The organism is Paenibacillus sp. 01T424, from assembly GCF_056398745.1.
Genome location: NZ_JBFTPZ010000028.1, coordinates 1 through 22,744 on the forward strand (window position 1 = coordinate 1; position 22,744 = coordinate 22,744).

Here is a 22,744-nt window from a genome sequence, read left to right on the forward strand (position 1 = left end):
GAATAAACGCTGTACAGCATTAACGCAACAGAATAATTAATTGAATAAACGCGTTAGTGTGTTAAAGAACAGTGTATAAAAGTAATTATAAACAAAAATTTACAGCTTACATATTCTTGATAAATAATTAACATGGTTGTATAGTGAAATTTATTATTATATTTAAACTCATTGTTTAAATGGGGAAAATGTTTAGCATTGCTCAAGAGGATACGTATATTTGCATTGGACAAGCTAGAAGAAGATGCAAACGTTTGTGTACAAAGCGAGTAAGTTGGACGATTTTGCCTTGTTGAACTGAGCAGAAAAAAAACGGGAGGATTACAATGAGAACAAGAAAGTCTGCTTTATCATTTATTGCTGCTTTACTCATTCTTGCTATTGTCGCTGTTGGTTGTACGCCTAAAGAAGAAACAGGCAACAACGGTGCTACGAACGGCGCAACAAACGGCGCTACAAATGGAGGAGCATCCGAAGCGAAAGTTTTCAGAATGAACATTCACTCTGAGCCTTCGACACTTGACCCGGCACTTATGGAAGACAACGTATCAGGTACACTTGCAACTGGTATCTACGAGGGACTTACTCGTAAAAACGAGAATGGTGAATCCATTCCTGCAACAGCTGAAAGCTGGGTAAAATCAGAAGACGGCAAAACCTACACATTTAAAATCCGCAAAGACGCAAAATGGAGTAACGGCGACCCTGTTACTGCAAATGACTACGAATTCTCTTGGAAGCGCGCGCTTGATCCAGCTGTAGGTTCAACTTACGCGTACCAATTCTACTACATCGTTGGCGCACAAGATTATAACGAAGGCAAAACGACAAACACAGACGCTGTGGGTATCAAAGCTCTTGATGCTCAAACGCTTGAAGTTAAACTCGTTTCACCTACACCATACTTCTTGAGCCTTACATCATTCTATGTTTACAACCCTGTTCATCCTTCTGTGAAGGACAACGAGGCTTGGGCTGCTGATGCTAAAACAATCATCGGTAACGGTCCTTTCAAAATGAGCGAATGGCAGCACAATACTTCCATTAAGCTTGTTCCTAACGAAAACTACTACGATAAAGCACAAGTGAAATTTGCAGGCGTTGACTTCACAATGATCGCTGAATCTGCAACTGAACTTGCTAACTACGAGACAGGCAAACTTGATTACACTGGTAAACCAACTGGTGAAATCCCAGCTGAGCAAATTCCGGTTCTAAAAGAATCTAAAAAAGACGAGATCGTTACTAAAGGTATCGCAAGCTCGTACTACTACCAATTCAACACAGAAGAAGTTCCTTTCAACAACGTAAAAGTACGTAAAGCACTTGCAATGGCGATTGATCGTCAAGCAATCGTTGAGAGCGTAACAATGGCCGGCGAAGTTCCTTCGTTTGGTTTTGTACCACCAGGCATCATCGGTTTGAAAGAAGATTACCGTAACGAAGTGAAGGATGATTTCTTTACTGAAAATGTTGACGAAGCAAAAACATTGCTTGCTGAAGGTCTAGCTGAGCTTAAGCTTGCTAAGTTCCCTAAAGTAACATTGACGTTCAACACAAGCGACGGCCACAAGAAAATTGCTGAAGCAATCGTTGAAATGTGGCGTCAAAACCTTGGTATCGAAGTTGGTATCGAGAACCAAGAGTTTGCTGTTCTATTGAAAAACCGTACTGCAATGAACTATCAAATCGCTCGCGCAGGTTGGGGAGCTGACTACAACGATCCAATGACTTACTTGGATATGTTCGTAACTGGCGGCGGTCAAAATAATACAGGTTTTGCTTCACCTGAATACGACGCTTTGATCAAAAAAGCGAATGCAAGTGGAGATCAAGCTGAACGTATTGCGGCTATGACTGAGGCAGAAAAAATTCTTATGGAATACATGCCGATCATGCCAATTTACTACTACAGCAACGTTTACATGCTTAAACCTGGATTCAAGAACATCTTCTTGGACTACAAAGGGGACATCGACTACACAAGAGGTTTCTACGAAGCGAAATAGTCGTCCTTCCAGCACCTGAAGCTAGGGATATATGCGGGGTGTCCGCATATATCCCTTTCTTGTTGACAGATTCAGGCTTTATCACTTTTTAGCATTACTTCTTGTTTATATTCTGTAAGGAGGTGTCCATTGCGTTGATAAAATATGTATCCAAGAAGTTTCTGTCCATGTTTGTCTCGTTGTTTGTTCTTGCGTCCGCTACGTTCTTTCTTATGAAAATTATCCCGGGCGATCCCTTCATTAGGGAGAAGGCTATTCCCGAGAAAATAAGGGAGCACCTCTTGCAAATGTACGGCCTTGATCAGCCGGTATGGAAACAATACTTGATGTATTTGAACAATTTGCTTCATGGCGACTTAGGGATGTCAATGAAGCAGCAATATATGTCCGTTACTCGTATTATTAAAGAAAGCTTTATTTACTCTGCGCAAATCGGCCTTTTTGCCGTTATTGTGTCGCTAGCATTAGGTTTGATTCTGGGCATCATTGCGGCTCTTAATCATCGTAAATTTTTGGATAGCTTTACGATTGTTATTGCAGTGCTTGGGGTATCGATCCCCAACTTTTTGGCAGCATCGATTTTACAGTTCGTCCTAGGCAGCAAGCTGCGTTGGCTCAATGTATCGGGACTTAACGATCCTACAGATTTTATTATGCCTGTTCTTGCGCTTTCGTTTCTTCCGGCTGCATTTATCGCGCGTCTGACGCGCTCAACAATGCTAGAAGTACTATCCGCTGATTATATTAAGACCGCTCGTGCTAAAGGTCTCAGCGGCCGCATTATCTTGGTTCGTCATGCTCTACGCAATGCTATTTTGCCAGTAGTAACTTATATCGGACCGATGACCGCTAACATTATTACCGGTTCTGTCGTTGTCGAACAAATTTTTGGTATAGGTGGAATTGGGAAATATTTTGTACAAAGTATTACTAACCGCGACTATACGCTCATAATGGGGCTTACTTTATTTTATGGAATTATCCTGATGGTTGCGCGGTTCTTGACTGACGTTGCTTATGGCTTTGTCGATCCGCGTATCAAGCTAACAAGAGGAGGCGGAAAAGGATGAAGGATAAGACCTTTACGCCGGATCAATTCGCAAAGCTGAACAAAGATGAGAAGCACACGGAAGTAGTTGTTCGTGAGAGTATCTCAGCATGGAAAGATGCTTGGCTGCGTTTGCGTTCCAACAAAATAGCCATGTTCAGCTTAATAGTTTTGCTTATCGTCTCCCTTACGGCGATTTTTGGCCCGATGATATCGGAGCAGGATTTTCAAACGAATCACTTGAAAGAAAAAAATCTGGGCCCTAACGCTACCTACTGGTTTGGTACAGATGATCTCGGACGGGATCTATTCACCCGTACTTGGATGGGTGCTGGAATATCTCTGCAGGTTGGTATATATGCTGCATTAGCTGACTTGGTACTCGGAGTTATTATCGGCGGGATTATGGGCTATTTCGGCGGACGTGTCGATGAGATACTGAACCGTTTTTGTGAAATTCTATACTCCATTCCAAGCATGCTTATTATCATTCTTTTGATTGTCATATTAGAGCCAAGTATGTTCACGATCGTGCTTGCGCTTAGTATAACCGGTTGGATCAGTATGGCTTGGATTGTGCGCGGCCAGATCATGCAGCTCAAAAATCAAGAATACGTTATGGCAGCTCAAGCGCTCGGCGCAAGCACTCCACGTATTCTATTCAGACATCTTATTCCAAACGCAATGGGTCCGATTATCGTAACGTTGACGCTTACTGTTCCAAGTGCGATCTTCGCAGAGGCATTCCTCAGCTTCTTGGGACTAGGTGTTCAATCCCCGGCTGCGTCTTTGGGTACGATGATAAATGATGCAATTAAAGCATGGACACTGTATCCGTGGAGAATGATTTTCCCAGCAGCAGTTATAAGCATTACGATGCTTTGCTTTAATATTTTTGGCGATGGTCTGAGAGATGCGCTTGATCCGAAAATGAAGAAGTAGGAGGTGGTCAATGATGGAGAAATTACTTGAAGTAAAAGACCTTCGTGTTAATTTCAAAGTTCGAGGCGGTATCGTTAAAGCGGTTCGCGGTGTGAATTTTCACGTCAATAAAGGCGAGGCAGTAGCCATCGTTGGGGAGTCCGGTTGCGGCAAAAGTGTAACTGCACAATCGCTCATGCGTTTGATTCCATCGCCTCCGGCCGATACTAAAGGATCGATTATGTTTAAAGGCCAAGAAATTTTGAAAATGTCCAATAATCAAATGGAGGACATTCGTGGTAAAGAGATGGGGATGATCTTTCAGGATCCAATGACCTCTCTTAACCCTACGCTAACGATTGGCCGTCAAATTACAGAGGGACTAATCAAGCATCAAGGAATAAGCGGTGCAAAAGCGACTGCACGCGCGATTGAGATGCTTGATCTTGTAGGTATTCCGAACCCTGCTTCACGAGTTAATCAATATCCGCATCAGTTCTCTGGGGGTATGCGTCAACGGGCGATGATTGCTATCGCGCTTGCATGCAATCCATCGCTTCTTATTGCGGATGAGCCAACAACGGCGCTAGACGTTACAATTCAAGCGCAAATTATGCGAGTCATGAAGGACTTGCAGCAAAAGCTTGGCACTTCTATTATTCTTATTACGCATGATTTAGGCGTTGTAGCAGATATGTGTGATCGCGTTATCGTTATGTATGCAGGCAAGGTTGTGGAAACCGGTACGAAATGGGAGATTTTCAAAAACCCTAAGCATCCTTATACAAGAGGCTTGCTGCGCTCCCTTCCTCGTCTTGACCAGAAGAAGGAAGAGCCGTTGGTACCGATTTACGGTATGCCGCCGGATTTGATTAAGCCGCCGACTGGCTGCAGCTTCTGTGCTCGCTGTGATGAAGCCATGCGGGTTTGCGTGGACAATGATCCTGAATTGCTCCCAGTGGACGGCAATGAGAATCATGAGTCGGCATGCTGGCTAGCACATCCTTATGCAAATCGGGAGGTGTCAGTATGAGTGCGCCATTAATTGAAATTAATAATTTGCGTAAATCGTTTAATTTAGGCGGAGGAGCGACGCTCCACGCTGTTAATGATATATCTTTCTCCATCAAAAAAGGAGAAACGGTCGGCGTAGTTGGTGAGTCCGGCTGCGGAAAATCAACAGCTGGTCGTACTATTATGCGGCTGTATGAACCAACTAGCGGCGGTGTTAACTTCGACGGGCAAGATATCTATAAGCTGAAGGGTCCTAAGCTAAAAGAGCTTCGCCGTGATATGCAAATGATATTCCAAGATCCTTACGCATCATTAAACCCGCGTATGACGGTTATGGACATCATCGGAGAAGCGCTTGATATTCACAAGCTTGTTGCAAGCAAGAAAGAACGCAAGCACAGAGTAGAGAACCTGCTTGATGTCGTAGGTCTTAATCCAGACCACGCTACAAGGTATCCGCATGAATTCTCTGGCGGTCAAAGACAGCGTATTGGTATTGCGCGCGCGCTTGCCGTTGATCCGCGCTTCATCATTGCAGATGAGCCGATCTCAGCGCTCGACGTATCTATCCAAGCGCAAGTTGTTAACTTGATGATGGATCTACAGCGCAAGATGGGTTTAACTTACTTGTTTATCGCGCATGATTTGTCCATGGTTAAGCATATAAGCGATCGTGTAGCCGTTATGTATCTTGGTAAAATCGTTGAGCTTGCAGAGAGCAGCGAGTTGTATGCGAGCCCTGCTCACCCTTATACAAGGGCTCTGCTTTCGGCTATTCCAATTCCAGACCCGGAGATTGAAGCGACTCGTGAGCGTATTGTATTGACTGGCGATTTGCCTAGCCCAATCAATCCGCCTACAGGCTGCCAGTTCCATACGCGTTGTCCGATTGCGACAAACAAATGCAAGGTGGATGAGCCAGCTCTGCTTGAAGTGAGAAAAGGGCATTTTGCTGCTTGTCACTATGCGTCAGTTTAATCATTATCAATTATCTTGCATAAAGCTAGTTGTGAATAAGTTTTTGAAAAAAGATGGAGCAAGGATGATTCCTGCTTCATCTTTTTTTGTTTTTAGTAGATTGTGCACAAAAATGTTGATAACATGTGGACAATTGTGGATAACTCATGCCAAAAATGTGGATAGTTTATCGTTTAAACGTTTTTTCAATAATTAATTTATTATTTTTATACTGATTGTGGATAGAAGTTTACATGATGACTTCAAGGCTCACTATATAAGCTTGAGGAGAGCGGCTTCGCCGTGTGTAAGTGCAAGGAGCAGGATCGTAGAGCGGTTGTACTGGACATTGCGGGGTTAACAGAGGGAAACTCTCCCGTATCATAAAGCAGGCATACAGGGCAGTACAGCGCTGTTTAAAGGCTTCTATTCAGAAGAGAGCCTCGATTTTATGTGTGACCTTCATTATTCTCTTGTTTACCATGCAAATGTTCATAACCGCTTGGCGGTTTTTTTTATTCTGTAGGGAAACAGCGATGACCCGTGCGATTAGGAGATGTGTTAATATATGGGTAAGACGAACCGACGTGGGAGGAAGAGATGGGGAGTTTAGTGATTATTCCAATTATATTTGTGATAGTACTGATTATCATCGTCGTATTTGCAATTTCGAGAACCTCAAAATTTATCGAACAATCAGGCGGCAGAGGCCGAGAATATGCTGGCCGTACCAATGCGTTTACACCTTGGCCAAATGCCGAGCTGCCGACTGCACTTGGCGTGCCGTACGGGCACCCTGCGAGAACCGCGGCGGAACGCTTGGAGTCCGCGCTAGGTATCGATTTTGAGAGCCGAGTGAAGGACAGGGTATTAAAGGAATTCCCAAAAATATCAGATAAAGAATGGAATTGGACCTGGTTTGAGCTGAAGCGATATTTTCTTATGTGCGGCATCATGCGCAGTGTTCCTATGTATAGCAAGCAGGTTGATGCGGTATGGCATGAAATGCTTATGTTCACGAGGGAGTATGAACAGTTTTGCATGAAATTCTCCGGCGCAATGATTCATCATGCACCTCATGCGCCAGGTGCGCAGCCGCTCCCGGGAGAAAGAGCGATGTTCGACTGGGCTTATGGCGAGCTGTTTGGGCAGGCTCCGGTTAGCGGCAGAATATGGGGAGCCTTTTACCGAACGCAAATGTCGGAGCAACGGCTGGAGGAGCTTGCTGGCTGGAGTACAGAAGAGCTGCGCAAGCAATGGTTTAACGTGAGTACGACAGAGAGACACTCTGATTTGAAAGCGACAGCTAACTATATGATAGATAGGGCCAAATCTCAGCTTTTGGCTGCTGGAAAGGGCAAAGCGCCTTACGGGAAAGAGCCTAGCTCCGCGAGCAGCTATGGGTATGATCCTGTTTTAGGAGCAACCGGCCTATTATCAGGTCTTCTCATTTACAATTCTATATCGCACCCGAATGATTTTGCCCAGCAGATGGATCAAGCTCAAAATGAAGAGGAACGTAAAGCGAATGGAAGCGGTGGAGACGGCGGCGGATCATCCTGCGGCGGCGGAGGCTGCAGCAGTTAAAAGGAATATACTTACAGCGGCCTGTGACTCCTAATTTTGGAATCACTGGCCTTTATTTGCGAAAACATAAAACTCAAGATGCAAGGGCTTGTTTACAATGCTATAATATACGGGATTGTGTGAAGACTACTATACAATAACAACAACAAACGGGAGGAATACGGCTCCATGAGCAAAGTAATTATTTGCGACCATCCGTTAATTCAGCATAAGCTGACTTTTATTCGGAATAAAGAAACGAATACAAAAGATTTTCGGGAATTGGTTGATGAAGTTGCAACATTGATGTCTTACGAAATTACGAGAGAAATACCGCTTGATACGATTAAGGTGCAGACGCCTGTAGCCGAGACGGATTCGAAGGTTGTATCCGGAAGAATGCTTGGGCTTGTGCCTATTTTGCGCGCTGGTCTTGGGATGGTTGACGGTATATTGAAGCTGATTCCATCGGCAAAGGTAGGGCATATCGGTCTAGCGAGAGATCATGAAACGCTCCAGCCTAAAGAGTATTACATTAATTTGCCTACAGATGCACCGAATCGTCTGCTTATTGTTATCGATCCGATGCTTGCTACGGGCGGCTCTGCTATCGCAGCGATCAATTCACTGAAAAATCATAATTGCGATCAAATTAAATTAATGTGTCTTATTGCTGCTCCGGAGGGTGTGAAGGCTGTTCAAGAAGCGCATCCTGATGTCGATATTTATATCGCCGCACTCGATGAGCGTCTGGATGAAAGAGGCTACATCATCCCTGGTCTAGGCGATGCTGGAGACCGCATGTTCGGAACAAATTAGCACAGTGTCGTATGAAATGATAATAGGAGTGGAATCTTTTGTCTAAACTGAAGGTAATGACTATTTTTGGAACACGTCCGGAGGCAGTCAAGATGGCGCCGCTCGTACTCGAGCTCCAGAAGCGAGAGGATGAAATCGAATCGATCGTTTGTGTAACTGCGCAGCATCGCCAGATGCTTGATCAGGTACTCGATTTTTTTGAAATTCATCCAAATTACGATTTGAATGTGATGAAGGATCGTCAAACGTTAACGGAGACGACTGTTCGCGTGCTAGAAGGGCTTGATCCTGTTCTAACGCAAGCGAAGCCTGATATCGTGCTAGTACATGGCGATACACAGACAACGTTTCTAGCAAGTTATGCAGCGTTTCTTAAGCAAATAAAAGTTGGCCACGTTGAGGCGGGGCTTCGTACTTGGAATAAGCTTTCTCCGTATCCGGAAGAAATGAATCGGCAGCTTGCCGGCGTGCTCTCAGATGTGCATTTTGCTCCGACAGAATGGTCGGCGAACAATTTACGCAAAGAGAACAAGTCGGATGCTGCCATTTATGTGACTGGGAACACCGCGACTGATGTATTCCAATATACGGTAGATGAGTCTTTCTCGCATCCGGTCATCGACTGGGCTAAAGGGAAACGGATGATTCTCATGACAGCACATCGTCGTGAAGCGTTAGGAGAACCGCATCGCAATATTTTCAGAGCGGTGAAACGAATCGCCGACGAGCACGAAGATGTGGTAGTCGTGTATGCAGTCCACCCGAATCCTGCGGTCAGAGAGCCTGCGAATGAAATTTTGGGCGATCATCCACGTATTCGCTTGATTGATCCGCTGGATGTGTTCGAGTTCCATAACTTCTATCCACATGCTTTTATGATTATGACGGATTCCGGCGGTTTGCAAGAAGAGGCTCCATCGTTTGGCGTGCCGACTCTTGTGCTTCGCGATACGACAGAGCGTCCAGAGGGCATCGAAGCAGGAACGCTAGAGTTGGTAGGTACAAATGAGGAGCTGGTGTACAGCAGAGCTCATGCACTGCTAACCGATTCTCAGCTGTATTCTCGCATGAGTCAAGCTGCTAACCCTTATGGGGATGGCACCGCTTCCGAGCGTATTGTAGATGCGATCTTGCATCATTTTGGCAGACTAAAGGATCGTCCTGTTTCGTTCACAGAACGTTCATAGATTACACAGGAGTGATGAGCTGAGAGGCGAATGTACAGCATACAGTAGTACTGTACGGTTTCCGGGACGCACAACACCTTATGTATCAAGGGTTTTGGTCGATCAATTCACCAAAAGTTTGCAGTGATTTCAATTGACAAACGTGTTGTGGCTTGGATAAAATAAATGAGGATTGACAGGGGTATGAACCATGAATAAAAAGGACAGAAGGGACAATCCACTGCTCGCAGCCGGACTAGTCGGCGCACTCGGATTGCAAGTCGCTGTATGTATCTTTTTAGGCTATTGGATCGGCTCTTCTCTCGGGAACCGTTTTGGGGACGCGAAGGGATGGACGCTCGGTGGCATACTGGTCGGTCTGGCTGTCGGACTACTCTCAGCCATTCTGCTTGTTAAGAAGGTTATGGAGGACGCCGATGGATAAAATAATGAAGACAGCATTACGTACGCTTATTTATGCAATGGCGGTATGCCTAATTGTATGGGCTTTCTTGCCGGACTGGCGTACGGTGTCTCTCGGTCTTCTTGTGGGATTGGCAGCAAGTTCCATGAATGCGTTTTTACTAAGACGCAGAGTAGAAATGGTCACCCTAGGAGCAGCGGGGGTTGGACCACGCAAGAGAGGTCTTGGTCTAGGAAACCGCATCGCAACAGTGTTGTTGGTTGCCATGATCGCCTATCGTTTTCCGGAGGATCTCAGCATGCCGGCCGCGTTAGCTGGCTGTATGGTCATGCCGTTTATTCTTTTGGTAGCAGCATATATTCACAATAAACGACAATCTTAGCGGAAAGGGGTGAAAATTTTAGATGCATGAATTTCCGGTGATGCCACTGGGGCCGTTTAATATTGACATTTCGACCTTGGTAGCACTTGTGGTTTCAGTCATTGTGACGTTCTTGATCGCTAAGCTGGCTGTTCGCAACCTTTCGGTGGACAACCCTTCGAAGATGCAGAACTTTTTGGAATGGGTCGTTGATTTCGTTCAAAACTTTATTTCAAGCACAATGCCTGCAAAACGAGTCAGACCGTTCATTTCTTTAGGAATGACGCTGATTATGTTCATTTTCATCTCCAACCTGCTCGGTTTGCCTTTCGGTATCGTAACCGAAACTAGTACTGTTAATGAAAGTATCGGTGTTACGCAGGAATTATTGGATGAGAAGCATGGTCATATTGAACTTGCTTGGTGGAAATCGCCAACTGCTGATATTTCAGTAACGGCAGGGTTAGCGCTTATCGTATTCGTAATCGTCCATTTCCTTGGTCTGAAACAGAATAGAAAGCACTACTTGAAACATTATTTCCATCCTTACCCAGTATTTTTCCCAGTTAACCTTATTGAGACAATCGCTAAGCCAGTAACACTTGCGCTTCGGTTGTTCGCTAACATCTTCGCGGGTGAAGTACTAATTGCAACAATTCTGATGATGGGCTGGATTGGTACGCCGTTCCTGGTTGCATGGCAGGGCTTCAGTCTTTTTGTAGGCGGTATACAGGCTTTCTTGTTCACGATTCTCACGATGGTATATATTTCACAAGCTGCCATTCACGATGAAGAGGAAGCACATTAATTTTCGCTTTATGCCTTAATTCAACATTGAGGTTGGTTATACAAAAAAACAACAATTTTCGAGGAGGATTTTAAAAATGGAATTATTAGCAGCAGCTTTGGCAGTAGGTTTGGGTGCAGTTGGCGCGGGTGTAGGTAACGGTATGATCGTTAGTAAAACAGTTGAAGGTATCGCTCGTCAGCCTGAACTTCAAGGTAAATTGCAAACAACAATGTTCATCGGTGTAGGTATCGTCGAAGTTGTGCCTATCATCGGCGTAGTTATCGGCTTCTTGGCTTTCTTCCAAGCTTAATAACTGAAATTGGCGGGGAAGGCCTTAGCCCTCTTCGCCTTCGTTATGATTAAGACAATATTGTGGTGAGAAAGGAGCGGCATCTATGTCATGGCATTGGGAATCAACAGTAATCGCAATGGTTGCATTTGGTGTTTTGTACTGGTTACTCAGTAAGTACGCATTTGGACCATTATTCGAAGTAATGGAGAAGCGCAGAGAGCTTGTGCTTGAACAAATGAATACAGCTGAGAACAGTCGTAAAGCAGCTGAGCAGCAAATGGAAGAGCAGAAGGCTGCACTCCAACAAGCTCGCAAAGAAGCTTACGAAATTATTGAACAATCCAGAACAACGAGCTCGAAGCAAGCAGACGAGATCGTTCAAACAGCAAAAACAGAAGCATCCCGTCTGAAAGACGATGCTCTCAAAGATATCGAAAGCGAGAAAAACAAAGCAATTGCAGCGCTTCGTACTGAAGTTGGCGGCATTTCCGTAAAAATCGCATCGAAAATTATTGAGAAGCAAGTGGATGAGAAATCACAAGAACAGCTTGTTGGTCAATATTTGAAAGAAGTTGGAAATAAATGAGCCGCGATGCAGTCGTAGCGAAGCGCTACGCTAAAGCACTGTTCGAGGTTGCACAGCAGCAAAAGGTTGTTTCAGAGGTTCAGGAGCAGCTTAAGCAGATCGTGCAAGCTCTTGAGCAGGACGCTGACATTGAAAAGTTCCTGTCTGTTCCAAGTATTGCTCCAGAACAAAAGATTGCCGTTCTAAAAGCAGCATTCGGCGATCGTGTATCTGCACTGGTATTCAACACCGTACAGATTCTTATTACTCGCAGACGCCAAGATATTATTGCTGAGGTTTATGCAGCATATACGAAGGTTGCGGGAGATTCGCTCGGTCAAGCACACGCTACGGTTTATTCCGCACAAGCTTTGTCTGATGCTGAGCTTGCTAACGTAGCGGCGCAGTTCGGACAATTGACTGGCAAAGCTATTATTGCTGAGCAAATAGTAGAACCTTCATTGCTAGGTGGCGTACAAGTACGCATCGGCGACCGTCTTTATGATGGAAGCTTGTCCGGCAAGTTGGAACGTTTACAAAAATCGTTTAAAATCTAATGCACTGTAGATAGGGGTGAACGAATTGAGTATCAGACCTGATGAAATCAGCACGCTGATTAAACAACAGATCGAAAATTTTAAATCCGAAATTCAAGTCGTAGACGTCGGCACCGTAATCAATGTCGGTGACGGTATCGCCCGCGTACACGGTTTGGAAAATGCGATGCAGGGTGAATTGCTCGAATTCTCAAACGGTGTAGTCGGTATGGCTTTGAACCTCGAAGAAAGCAACGTCGGTGTCGTTATCCTTGGACCATACACGGATATTCGCGAAGGCGATCAAGTTAAACGTACAGGCCGTATCATGGAAGTACCTGTCGGCGAAGAGCTTCTTGGCCGCGTAGTAAATCCACTTGGACAGCCACTAGATGGTAAAGGTCCAATCAACACGACTCAATTCCGTGCGATTGAATCTCCAGCACCAGGCGTAATTGACCGTAAATCGGTTCATGAGCCTATGCAAACAGGTATGAAAGCTATCGACGCAATGGTACCAGTAGGCCGCGGACAACGTGAGCTTATCATCGGTGACCGTCAAACGGGTAAAACATCCATTGCAATCGATGCAATCATCAACCAAAAAGGCAACGGCGTAAAATGTATTTATGTAGCTGTTGGTCAAAAGCAATCCACTGTTGCAAACGTAGTGGAAACACTTCGTCGCCACGGTGCTCTTGAATACACGATCGTAGTAACTGCTGGTGCATCTGAGCCGGCTCCATTGCTCTTCCTAGCTCCTTATGCTGGTTGTACAATGGGTGAGTACTTCATGTATAAAGGCGAGCACGTTCTTGTTATCTACGATGATCTATCGAAACAAGCTGCTGCTTACCGTGAGCTTTCCCTATTGCTTCGTCGTCCACCGGGTCGTGAAGCATACCCAGGTGATGTATTCTACCTTCACTCCCGTTTGCTAGAGCGTGCGGCTAAACTAAGCGACGCTAGAGGCGGCGGCTCAATGACGGCATTGCCATTCATTGAGACACAAGCATCAGACGTATCGGCATACATTCCTACGAATGTTATCTCGATTACAGACGGTCAAATCTTCCTAGAAGCAGATCTGTTCTACTCCGGTCAGCGTCCAGCGGTTAACGTTGGTATCTCTGTATCCCGTGTAGGTGGTTCCGCTCAAATCAAAGCAATGAAAAAGGTTGCTGGTACGCTTCGTCTGGATCTTGCGGCTTACCGTGAGCTTCAAGCGTTCTCGCAGTTCGGTTCCGACCTTGACAAATCGACGCTAGCTCGCCTTAACCGCGGTGCGCGCACGATGGAAATTCTTAAACAAGACGTTAACAAGCCGATGCCTGTTGAGAAGCAAGTTATCTCAATCTTCTCTGCTGTTAAAGGTCATTTGGATGAGATTCCAGTTGGCGATATCCTTCGCTTTGAGGAAGAGTTCCACGCGTACCTCGATTCGAACAGCCCTGAAATTGGCCAATCGATCCGCGATACTAAGGATCTTGTTGCTGACAACGAGAAAGCTCTCGTTGAAGCTATCAATAAATTTAAGAAAAGCTTCTCTGTATCGGCATAATTAAGCATATACGGGTGAAACTTATACCTTCTTATAATCCAATATAAATCGAAGCCCGTTCTTTATGTTCGGGCCTAGATAACTTTCTCCACCAACACCAGGCTTTGGAGCAGGTCCAAAGCAACAAAGGCGGGTGAAACCAAATGGCAAAAGGTATGCGCGATATTAAACGCGAAATCAAGAGTAAACAAAATACGAAGCAGATTACGAAAGCAATGGAGATGGTTGCCGCTTCCCGCCTAAGAAAGGCACAAGAAGCAGCGCAAGCATCACGCCCATATGCTGAGAAGCTGAAGGAAGTTGTAGCAAGCATCGCAGCTGGCACTAAAGATGTGAAGCATCCGATGCTAGAGAAGCGTCCAGTGAAAAAAACGGGTTATCTCGTTATTACATCGGACCGTGGACTAGCGGGCGGCTACAATGCGAATATTCTTCGTAAAGTAACACAAACGATTCGAGAGAATCATAAGTCGACGGATGAATATGTATTGTTCGTTATCGGACGGAAAGGTCGCGACTATTTCCGCCGCCGCAATATGACAATCGTTGAGGAAGTTATCGGCTTGCCGGATGCTCCTACATTCGCAGACATTAAATCGGTTGCTTATTCAGCCGTTAATATGTTCTCAGAAGGCGCTTATGATGAGTTGTACTTGTACTATAACGAATTCGTTAATGCGATTACTCAAGTGCCGACAGACGTACGTTTGCTGCCTCTTGCAGAAGTAGGCGGGAACACGGCTGTCACATCGTATGAATACGAGCCATCACCGGAGGGCGTGCTTGAAGTGCTGCTGCCTAAATATGCGGAAACGCTCATTTACAGCGCAGTTCTAGACGGAAAAGCAAGTGAGTTCGGGGCACGTATGACTGCCATGGGAAGCGCCACGAAAAACGCGACGAAAATCATCAACCAATTGACGCTCACTTACAATAGGGCGCGTCAAGCAGCGATTACACAAGAAATTTCTGAGATCGTTGCTGGGGCAAATGCTCAATCTTAATATATACACTGCAAGGGCCAGGCGCTTGCGATAAGCTGACCGGCGTGCAGTTACAAGAAGGAACCAGGAGGGAAAACCATGAAAAAAGGACATGTTGTATCCGTCATGGGTCCGGTCGTAGACTTAGAGTTCGAACGCGGCAATTTGCCGGAAATTTTGAACGCTGTCAAAATCGAGCAAAAGGGCGAAGCAGGCGGCATTGATATTAACTTGACGCTTGAAGTAGCCGTTCACCTCGGTGACAATAAGGTACGTGCCGTAGCTATGAGTACGACAGACGGTCTTGTACGCGGTATGATTGCCGTAGATACAGGCGCACCTATTACTATTCCGGTTGGTGCTTCTACGCTTGGTCGCGTATTTAACGTGCTAGGCCAACCGATTGACGAAGCTGGCGATGCTTCATCGGTAGTTAACCTTCCGATTCACCGCGCAGCACCTGCTTTCGACGAATTGTCCACGCAAGCGGAAATTCTTGAAACAGGAATTAAAGTAATCGATCTTCTCGCTCCATACGCAAAAGGCGGTAAAATCGGCCTCTTCGGCGGCGCGGGCGTAGGTAAAACGGTTACGATTCAAGAGCTTATCAACAACATCGCACAAGAGCACGGCGGTATCTCCGTATTCGCGGGTGTTGGTGAGCGTACTCGTGAAGGTAATGACCTTTACCACGAGATGAAAGATTCCGGCGTACTAAGCAAAACAGCGATGGTATTCGGACAAATGAATGAGCCGCCAGGCGCACGTCAACGCGTTGCTTTGACTGGTCTGACAATGGCTGAGTATTTCCGTGACGAAGAAGGAAAAGACGTACTATTGTTCGTCGATAACATCTTCCGTTTCACACAAGCAGGCTCCGAGGTTTCGGCCCTTCTAGGCCGTATGCCTTCCGCGGTAGGTTACCAGCCAACATTGGCAACTGAAATGGGTCAATTGCAAGAGCGTATTACGTCTACGAAAAAAGGTTCGGTTACTTCGATCCAAGCGATCTATGTACCTGCTGATGACTATACGGATCCAGCTCCAGCAACGACATTTGCCCACTTGGATGCTACAACGAACTTGGAGCGTAAAATTTCCGAGATGGGTATCTTCCCAGCGGTTGATCCACTCGCGTCATCTTCACGTATCCTAAGCCCATCTGTTTTGGGTGCAGAACACTATAACGTAGCTCAAGGCGTTAAGAAAATTCTTCAGCGCTACAAAGAGCTTCAAGATATTATCGCAATCCTTGGTATGGATGAGCTAAGTGAAGAAGATAAATTGACCGTGTCTCGCGCACGTAAAATTCAACTATTCCTTTCTCAACCGTTCCACGTTGCTGAGCCGTTCACAGGAACTAAAGGTAAATATGTACCTGTAAAAGAATCGGTTCGCAGCTTTAAAGAAATTCTCGAGGGCAAACATGACGACCTTCCGGAAGAAGCTTTCCGATATGTTGGTGTGATTGAAGAAGCCGTGGAGAAAGCCAAAACGCTTTAATAGCGAAAGGCGGGAGGAATCCACATGAGTTCTTTTTTAGTAGAGATTGTAACACCTGAGCGTAAAGTATACGCAGAGACTGCTAATATGGTTAGTGTAACAGGCGTGGAAGGTGAGCTTGGCATATTGCCAAATCACATTCCACTTGTCACACCGCTTCGTATTGCACCTGTCGTTATCAAACGCGGTAATCAAGTAGATGTAGTAGCAGTTAATGGAGGCTTCATCGAAGTACGCAAGGATAAGATCGTTATCCTTGCTGAGAGCGCTGAGCTTGCAACTGATATTAACGTTGAACGTGCAGAAGCCGCTAAACAGCGTGCTCAGCAGCGTCTTGCTGCGAAGCAAGACCAAGTTGATTTCCGCCGTGCAGAGCTTGCTTTGCAGCGTGCGATGAATCGTCTGCATATTAAACACAAATAAGCAACAACCACCAAAGTACTGTCAGCGCCTTTAAGGCGCTGGCGGTGCTTTTTTTATAGGAGTGAGAGGTTGAGTGTGAAGGCAGCAGCTCATATGTAACATCTCATAATGAAAGTGAATTTGAATGGTAGTTTTCAATGTCAGGTTGATTCGAATATTCGTGTTTCACCCCCTATTCGGTGTTATGTATTCTGAAATATGCGTATTTTCGACAAAAAAACTAATTATTTGTATATAATTCTCCCTAATATATGTTAATATAGTTAACATCATAGACAATGAAAATAGCGGGGGGAGAATCATATGTTTGACTGGCTAGGTATGAAAGTAGGGTTTCCGCTCTGGGTTTCATGGCAATTGAATAAAGATATGAAAACAGATGTCGAGCAAAGCTTTGAGGGGATTGCGGAGACACGTAAGGAATTGCTAACTGCATGGGCAATGGAGTATTGGAATTACATCGATCAATTGGGTGGCCAACTGACGGAACTCCTCGCTCAAAACAAAGATTTTTCTACTTCTACTGAACAGTCGCAAATAGAACGATTATTTGAAAGAACATATGCTCGAGCGATCGATATAACCGAGCTGTTTTTACTCGATGTAAAGCAAACCGTTATCAGCTCCACACATAGTCCGCATATTGGGACAATCTATCAAGAAGATAGCAGCTTGCAGCTTGGACTGAGCTACACTAAGCAGTTGAGCAACCCTCGTCGATGCTTGTTTGGGCCTTATAGTGATTCTCTCACCTTAAAGCTAGGAGCGCGTTCTTCCTCTTTTCATGACAAAATGACTCTATTATTTATGCTTCCAATTACGGTAAATGGCAGCTTTGCAGGGACGTTATGCGCCCGTGTGCCGAATGATGTACTAGGAGATTTAATTCAGCGAGAATCGGGCCACGTCTATCCGGATTCGGGTGATAATTATATCTTTATGGCGAAGGCAGGCTTGAATACTCATATAGCGCCAGGGACGGCTTTATCTCGAAGCAGGTTCGAGGATCGAACATTCACACATGGTGAAAATCTCAAGGATGGCGTAACAACTGATTGGGGCAAAGTTTCGATCAAAGAGCATACAGAGCTTGAAATTGTCTTTAATGATCCGGCAACTGGACAGCTTCATCCTGGGGTAGCGAATACCATTGCAAGCGACAGCAATCTATTCGTTGAATATCCAGGTTATTCAGATTATAGGCATATATCGGTTATTGGTAAGGGAGTGACCTTTCAGCTGCCGCATTGTCCGGACAAATGGGGGATGATGTGCGAGGGAGACTTGGAGGAAGTATACCGCATTCGCAGTATAGGCTGGAGACAACGCAAGCTGCAACTTATATCGATTACGAGTGTTAGTATTTTGTCGGCATTGCTTATGTTATTTATTGCCGTTCATGCTCCAATCTGGGTGACTGCAACAGCGGCAGGTTTATTCAATCTTGTATTTGGATTGTTATTCAGTTTTGCCTTTCAAAATAGGGAATCGAAGCGTGTCGTATCGCATCTGCGCCAAATTAATCGTTTTATTCGCATAAATGCAGAAGGAAAGGGCGATCTGACGCAGCGCTTGCAGCTTAATCGTTTTGATAATGATGAATCGAAAGAATTAGCAAAATGGATTAATAATATGATAGATTCCTTGGAAGGCATTATGCTGCAGGTTAAGCTTGCCTCCTCTGATGTTCTATCCAGCCAGTTTGTCCTAAACGAATCAGCGGCTGTCACTTCAGCTTCAACGGAGCGAGTCAGCGGAAAAGTATCTGATATGATTGGAAGCATTAGATTGCAATTGAAGGATATTGATATGGCGAAGGATGCTGCAGGCGATATGCAGGCAACGCTGAAACAGATCGAAGAGCAGGCAGCTGGGCAGATTGAGGTAGCCAAAGCAGAGGTTGATCGCATCGGAGACAAGATGCTCCACATTTCTGCCAAGGTAGGCGAAACCAACGGAACAATCCATAAATTTATGGATACGGTGCAAGAAATACAAGGAGTCTTGCATGTCATTGAAGAAATATCGGCACAAACGAATTTATTAGCGCTTAATGCATCGATCGAGGCAGCAAGGGTTGGTGAGCAAGGCAGAGGTTTTGCCGTTGTAGCGTCGGAAATTCGCAAGCTTGCCGATATGACCAAAAAGTCGACCGAGGAAGTGCATGAAATTACTCGTCACATTTATGATGAAGCGAAACAAGCGTACGCTTCTATGGATGAAGGTACTCGCGTTGTTGAGGAGGGCAATCAGCTTGTAGCAGCCGCTGCTAGTACGCTTGCTTCCGCACATGCCGAGGATCATCGCAAGACGCAGGTCGTTGATGAGGTCGTGCAGCTAATGGAGAAAATCGCGCTGGTAAGTAGAGAAAATCGGAAGATTTCTTCCGATGTAGAGAGTAAAGTGCAAGAGCTCATAGGCGAAATGACGAATGTGAGACAAACGTCTCAGAGTGTGGAGTCTATAACGACGCTGCTTCAACAGCTTGTTGGCCAGTTTAAGCTGACAGAATCACGAATAAGATAAGTGAACGAGATAGGGTTGCAGAAGACCGTGTAAACGGAGCTGCGGCTCTTTTTTTTATGCGATGCATTCTTTAATCAACTAAGACTCAATACATAATTATGCCATGGAAGAGTTATCCTAAGCATCAATCCGATTGTGCAACAGAAAGGAGATGGGTAAATGTTCCGAACCTATAAGCAGGGCAATGGCAGCGCTGGCAAAAACGCTGATAAGCGTATAACCAAAGCAGAGATGCATGAAAAGGAGCAGCTTCAGCCTTTTGCGGAGAAGGCCCTTTTCACTTCTCTGGAGCAAAATATGGAGACCATGAAGCGTGAGCTGGGTGAGAGTCAGGATATTATTTATCGTGAGCTGACGTTAACGGATAGAGGCCACACGAAGGCGCTAATTGTTTATGTACAAGGGATGGTTGACGATGAACGCCTTGACCATTTTGTCATTCAACCGATGCATGGAGGCAAATACCCGGAGGAGGCTAATTTAGAGCCTGCTGAGTTGCTTGCATTTATGAAAAACAATTTGCTCTCAACCGGTATTATTAATGATATATGCGATTGGAAGCTATTGTTTCAAAAATTGTTTATGGGCTATTGCGTCATCATGATAGAGGGTGCAACTCAGGCAATAGGAACCAATGTAGTAGGTGGAGCAAGAAGAAGTGTAGAAGAACCGAAAACCGAGATGGCCATACGTGGTCCTAGAGAAGGGTTTACGGAGTCGATTAGAACAAATACATCGCTGATTCGAAGGAAGATACGAAGCCCGAAGCTGTGGATGGAGCAATGGACGATCGGAGAAATTTCACAAACCCCTGTATGTATCATGTATGTCAAAGATTTGGCGGATGAGAATGTGCTTACGGATTTAAGAGAACGTCTGGAAGAAATACAAATTGACGGCATACTTGAATCCGGTTATATCGAGGAATTAATTACGGATCAGAAGTGGTCGCCGTTTCCTACCATTATGAGTGTAGAGCGGCCGGATGCTGTAGCAGGCAATTTGCTTGAAGGCCGAATAGCGATTTTTGTTGATGGGACGCCATTTGTTCTGATCGTACCCACGATTTTAAATATGTTTTTTCAGGCTTCAGAAGATTATTATCAGCGGTTTGATATCGCGACTTTTCTGCGGCTGCTTCGTTTTGTATCCTTTTTAATTGCGCTGCTTATGCCGTCGATTTATGTCGCAATCGTTGGATATCATCAGGAAATGATACCGACTCAGCTGCTGCTAAAGCTTGCGGCACAGCGGGAGGGCGTACCTTTTCCCGCCTATTTGGAAGCTTTTATTATGGAATTTGTATTTGAAATATTACGGGAAGCCGTTGTACGAATGCCTAGTGCTGCGGGTAACACGATATCGATCGTTGGAGGTCTTGTTATCGGACAGTCGGTCGTAGAGGCAGGAATCGTCTCGCCAGCCGTCGTTATCGTCGTTTCCTTCACAGCGATTGCCAGCTTCGTATCTCCTAACTATAGTCTTGGAATTGCAGCTAGGCTGCTGCGCTTTCTGCTGCTTCTAGCAGCGTCGACACTCGGATTTTATGGAATTGGATTAGTTGTGCTGCTGCTTCTGCTGCATTTGAGCAATTTAAGATCGTTTGGCATGCCCTATATCAAACCATTCGCCCCGATGTATTTAAAGGATATGAAGGATACGCTGGTTAGGGCGCCACTTTGGATGATGCGGGAACGGCCAGAGAAGCTTGCTTCGAGTAATAGACTTAGACAAGACATTGAAACGGAGCATAGGAAGGAGCCGCAGCAATGAGCGATGGCAGCGTCAATGCAAGGAAACGGATATTTTCATTCAGGAAAATAGGACGGAAGCTCATTCTTGTATGGACAGTATGTATGCTGGCGCTATTAAACGGCTGTTGGGATTTACGTTATTTGGACAAGCTTGGCGTCGTATACGCCATAGGAGTTGACGATGACCCAACAGGAAAAAACAAGCTACAGTTGACGGTACAGGTCGTATTGCCCCAAAACGTTGCAGCGGAAACCAAAGGGGCCATTGGCGGCACTGCAGTGACGACGTTTACGGAAAAAGGGGATACATTGTTTGAGGCGATTCGAAAAATGTCGACTAAAACATCTAGACGGCTTTTTTTCTCCCACACACAAATGCTGATCGTCAGTGAAAGTATGGCTAGAAAAGGCATCTATCCCTTAGTTGATTTAATTGAGAGAAATCCAGATATACGCACTGATATTTCAGTGCTTATTACACGAGGCATGAGAGCGGAGAATTTGCTTCGATTAACGACGCAAACCGAATCTATTCCTGTTAATCAGCTTCGGGAAATAGTTGAAGTCAATCAGTCTGCGTATGCGTCGAGTTATGTCGTATTAGTCAAAGATTTAACGAGACTATTGGGAAGAGGGAAGCAGCAAGCTGTATTGCCTTCTATTCTGATAGAGGGAAATGAGGAGGTGGGACATTCAAATGACAATTTAAACAGCATTCCTGCAAAAGCGATTCCAGTGCTGTCGACTATGGCTGTTTTTCGCGATGGCAAGCTTGTTGGTTATTTGAAGTCCAAGGATTCAAGAGGTCTATCTTGGCTTCAAAATAAAGTGGAGAGCACTGTCGTAAAGCTTGGATGCCCGGAGTCAGAAGGGGAGCTCATTGTTGAGGTGCAGGATACGGCGACCGTGTATAAGGTTAAACAAGATCCGGATGGTCATCCAATTATACAGGTCCATATTAGTGTAGTGGGTGGAATTCAAGAAATCATGTGCCACGGCGTCAACATCACGGAGGAAAGTGTACTGATCAAGGTCGGCAAAATGACAGATAAAGCGATTGAGGAAGAGGTAGCGGGCACGATCAATAGCGTACAGAAGAAATTCCACACGGATGTATTAGGGTGGGGAAAAGAGGTTTATTTTCAAGAACCTAATATTTGGAGGAAAATCGAAGCGGACTGGGAAGATATTTTCCCTCAAGTGAAAAGCGAAGTCATCTGTACGACTCAAATAACAGGCTCAGGTGTACGAGGCGAATCTATATCGAAGTGAGTGATTAGCATGATGGCTCTCATTGTCCTCCTCTTATCTTCCGTTATGGTTGGAACGGCAATATGGAGAAGGAATAGCAAAAATAATCGTCAGCGTGAAGGTGGCTGGGCTTTGGTCATCTTAATCATTGGGGTTGGAATTATGGCAGCAAAGCATATGCATCTACCGATACCCAATCCGGCAGATTGGATTACAGCTATATTCTCACCTGTATATAAACCTATATTAAAGTGGATTGAAAAGGGGGCATAACA

The 22,744-nt window shown here is 45.2% G+C and carries 22 protein-coding genes; all 22 read left to right on the top strand.

The window, feature by feature from the left end; all coding sequences use genetic code 11:
* The first annotated feature begins 326 nt into the window (after positions 1-326).
* The 22 genes from AC1DPK_RS20560 to AC1DPK_RS20665 all read left to right on the top strand — a co-directional run bounded on the left by AC1DPK_RS20560 (position 327) and on the right by AC1DPK_RS20665 (position 22,742).
* Positions 327-2,009 (top strand): peptide ABC transporter substrate-binding protein, encoded by a 1,683-nt coding sequence (locus tag AC1DPK_RS20560; RefSeq protein ID WP_076266266.1) that lies wholly within the window; start codon positions 327-329, stop codon positions 2,007-2,009.
* Between the two features lie 134 nt (positions 2,010-2,143).
* The gene (locus AC1DPK_RS20565) at positions 2,144-3,079 is read left to right on the top strand and encodes an ABC transporter permease (protein ID WP_054025472.1); all 936 of its coding nucleotides are present in this window, start codon (positions 2,144-2,146) and stop codon (positions 3,077-3,079) included.
* On the top strand, positions 3,076-3,999 hold the full coding sequence (locus AC1DPK_RS20570) for an ABC transporter permease (RefSeq protein WP_441910167.1): 924 nt from the start codon (positions 3,076-3,078) through the stop codon (positions 3,997-3,999). Before AC1DPK_RS20565 ends, AC1DPK_RS20570 begins: the two co-directional genes overlap by 4 nt.
* A gap of 13 nt (positions 4,000-4,012) precedes the next feature.
* Positions 4,013-5,011 carry an ABC transporter ATP-binding protein gene (locus tag AC1DPK_RS20575; protein ID WP_339209780.1) on the top strand — a complete coding sequence of 333 codons (999 nt, stop codon included), beginning with the start codon at positions 4,013-4,015 and terminating at the stop codon, positions 5,009-5,011.
* Positions 5,008-5,970 (top strand): ABC transporter ATP-binding protein, encoded by a 963-nt coding sequence (locus AC1DPK_RS20580; RefSeq protein ID WP_076266262.1) that lies wholly within the window; start codon positions 5,008-5,010, stop codon positions 5,968-5,970. Before AC1DPK_RS20575 ends, AC1DPK_RS20580 begins: the two co-directional genes overlap by 4 nt.
* A gap of 579 nt (positions 5,971-6,549) precedes the next feature.
* Positions 6,550-7,536 carry a glycine-rich domain-containing protein gene (locus AC1DPK_RS20585; RefSeq protein ID WP_477511469.1) on the top strand — a complete coding sequence of 329 codons (987 nt, stop codon included), beginning with the start codon at positions 6,550-6,552 and terminating at the stop codon, positions 7,534-7,536.
* 168 nt (positions 7,537-7,704) lie between these two features.
* Positions 7,705-8,334, top strand: a complete 630-nt coding sequence (upp, locus tag AC1DPK_RS20590; protein WP_076266260.1) for a uracil phosphoribosyltransferase — start codon at positions 7,705-7,707, stop codon at positions 8,332-8,334.
* Positions 8,335-8,372: 38 nt separating this feature from the next.
* Positions 8,373-9,521, top strand: coding sequence for a non-hydrolyzing UDP-N-acetylglucosamine 2-epimerase (gene wecB, locus AC1DPK_RS20595; protein ID WP_054025466.1), 1,149 nt, complete (start codon positions 8,373-8,375; stop codon positions 9,519-9,521).
* Between the two features lie 190 nt (positions 9,522-9,711).
* Positions 9,712-9,945, top strand: coding sequence for an AtpZ/AtpI family protein (locus AC1DPK_RS20600; protein WP_076266259.1), 234 nt, complete (start codon positions 9,712-9,714; stop codon positions 9,943-9,945).
* A complete protein-coding gene (locus AC1DPK_RS20605; RefSeq protein ID WP_076266258.1) occupies positions 9,938-10,306 on the top strand; it encodes an ATP synthase subunit I in 369 nt (122 codons plus the stop codon). Before AC1DPK_RS20600 ends, AC1DPK_RS20605 begins: the two co-directional genes overlap by 8 nt.
* A 22-nt stretch (positions 10,307-10,328) precedes the next feature.
* Positions 10,329-11,093, top strand: coding sequence for a F0F1 ATP synthase subunit A (atpB, locus tag AC1DPK_RS20610; protein WP_477511470.1), 765 nt, complete (start codon positions 10,329-10,331; stop codon positions 11,091-11,093).
* Between the two features lie 76 nt (positions 11,094-11,169).
* On the top strand, positions 11,170-11,385 hold the full coding sequence (atpE, locus tag AC1DPK_RS20615; RefSeq protein WP_053373757.1) for a F0F1 ATP synthase subunit C: 216 nt from the start codon (positions 11,170-11,172) through the stop codon (positions 11,383-11,385).
* Between the two features lie 85 nt (positions 11,386-11,470).
* Positions 11,471-11,953 carry a F0F1 ATP synthase subunit B gene (atpF, locus tag AC1DPK_RS20620; RefSeq protein ID WP_477511471.1) on the top strand — a complete coding sequence of 161 codons (483 nt, stop codon included), beginning with the start codon at positions 11,471-11,473 and terminating at the stop codon, positions 11,951-11,953.
* Positions 11,950-12,489, top strand: coding sequence for a F0F1 ATP synthase subunit delta (locus AC1DPK_RS20625; RefSeq protein WP_477511472.1), 540 nt, complete (start codon positions 11,950-11,952; stop codon positions 12,487-12,489). The genes atpF and AC1DPK_RS20625 overlap by 4 nt, the downstream gene beginning before the upstream one ends.
* Positions 12,490-12,514: 25 nt before the next feature.
* Positions 12,515-14,029 carry a F0F1 ATP synthase subunit alpha gene (gene atpA / locus AC1DPK_RS20630; RefSeq protein ID WP_076266254.1) on the top strand — a complete coding sequence of 505 codons (1,515 nt, stop codon included), beginning with the start codon at positions 12,515-12,517 and terminating at the stop codon, positions 14,027-14,029.
* A 143-nt stretch (positions 14,030-14,172) separates the two neighbouring features.
* Positions 14,173-15,033: an ATP synthase F1 subunit gamma gene (gene atpG / locus AC1DPK_RS20635; RefSeq protein ID WP_054025458.1), complete on the top strand. Its 861-nt coding sequence runs from the start codon at positions 14,173-14,175 to the stop codon at positions 15,031-15,033.
* Between the two features lie 78 nt (positions 15,034-15,111).
* Positions 15,112-16,515 carry a F0F1 ATP synthase subunit beta gene (gene atpD / locus AC1DPK_RS20640; RefSeq protein WP_076266252.1) on the top strand — a complete coding sequence of 468 codons (1,404 nt, stop codon included), beginning with the start codon at positions 15,112-15,114 and terminating at the stop codon, positions 16,513-16,515.
* A gap of 24 nt (positions 16,516-16,539) precedes the next feature.
* Positions 16,540-16,938, top strand: coding sequence for a F0F1 ATP synthase subunit epsilon (locus AC1DPK_RS20645; protein ID WP_076266251.1), 399 nt, complete (start codon positions 16,540-16,542; stop codon positions 16,936-16,938).
* A gap of 303 nt (positions 16,939-17,241) precedes the next feature.
* Complete coding sequence (locus tag AC1DPK_RS20650; protein WP_477511473.1) at positions 17,242-19,464, top strand: methyl-accepting chemotaxis protein; 2,223 nt, start codon at positions 17,242-17,244, stop codon at positions 19,462-19,464.
* Between the two features lie 159 nt (positions 19,465-19,623).
* Positions 19,624-21,237: a spore germination protein gene (locus tag AC1DPK_RS20655; RefSeq protein ID WP_477511474.1), complete on the top strand. Its 1,614-nt coding sequence runs from the start codon at positions 19,624-19,626 to the stop codon at positions 21,235-21,237.
* A complete protein-coding gene (locus tag AC1DPK_RS20660) occupies positions 21,234-22,490 on the top strand; it encodes a Ger(x)C family spore germination protein (RefSeq protein WP_477511475.1) in 1,257 nt (418 codons plus the stop codon). Before AC1DPK_RS20655 ends, AC1DPK_RS20660 begins: the two co-directional genes overlap by 4 nt.
* 9 nt (positions 22,491-22,499) lie before the next feature.
* A complete protein-coding gene (locus AC1DPK_RS20665; protein WP_441874691.1) occupies positions 22,500-22,742 on the top strand; it encodes a hypothetical protein in 243 nt (80 codons plus the stop codon).
* The last annotated feature ends 2 nt before the right edge of the window (positions 22,743-22,744 follow it).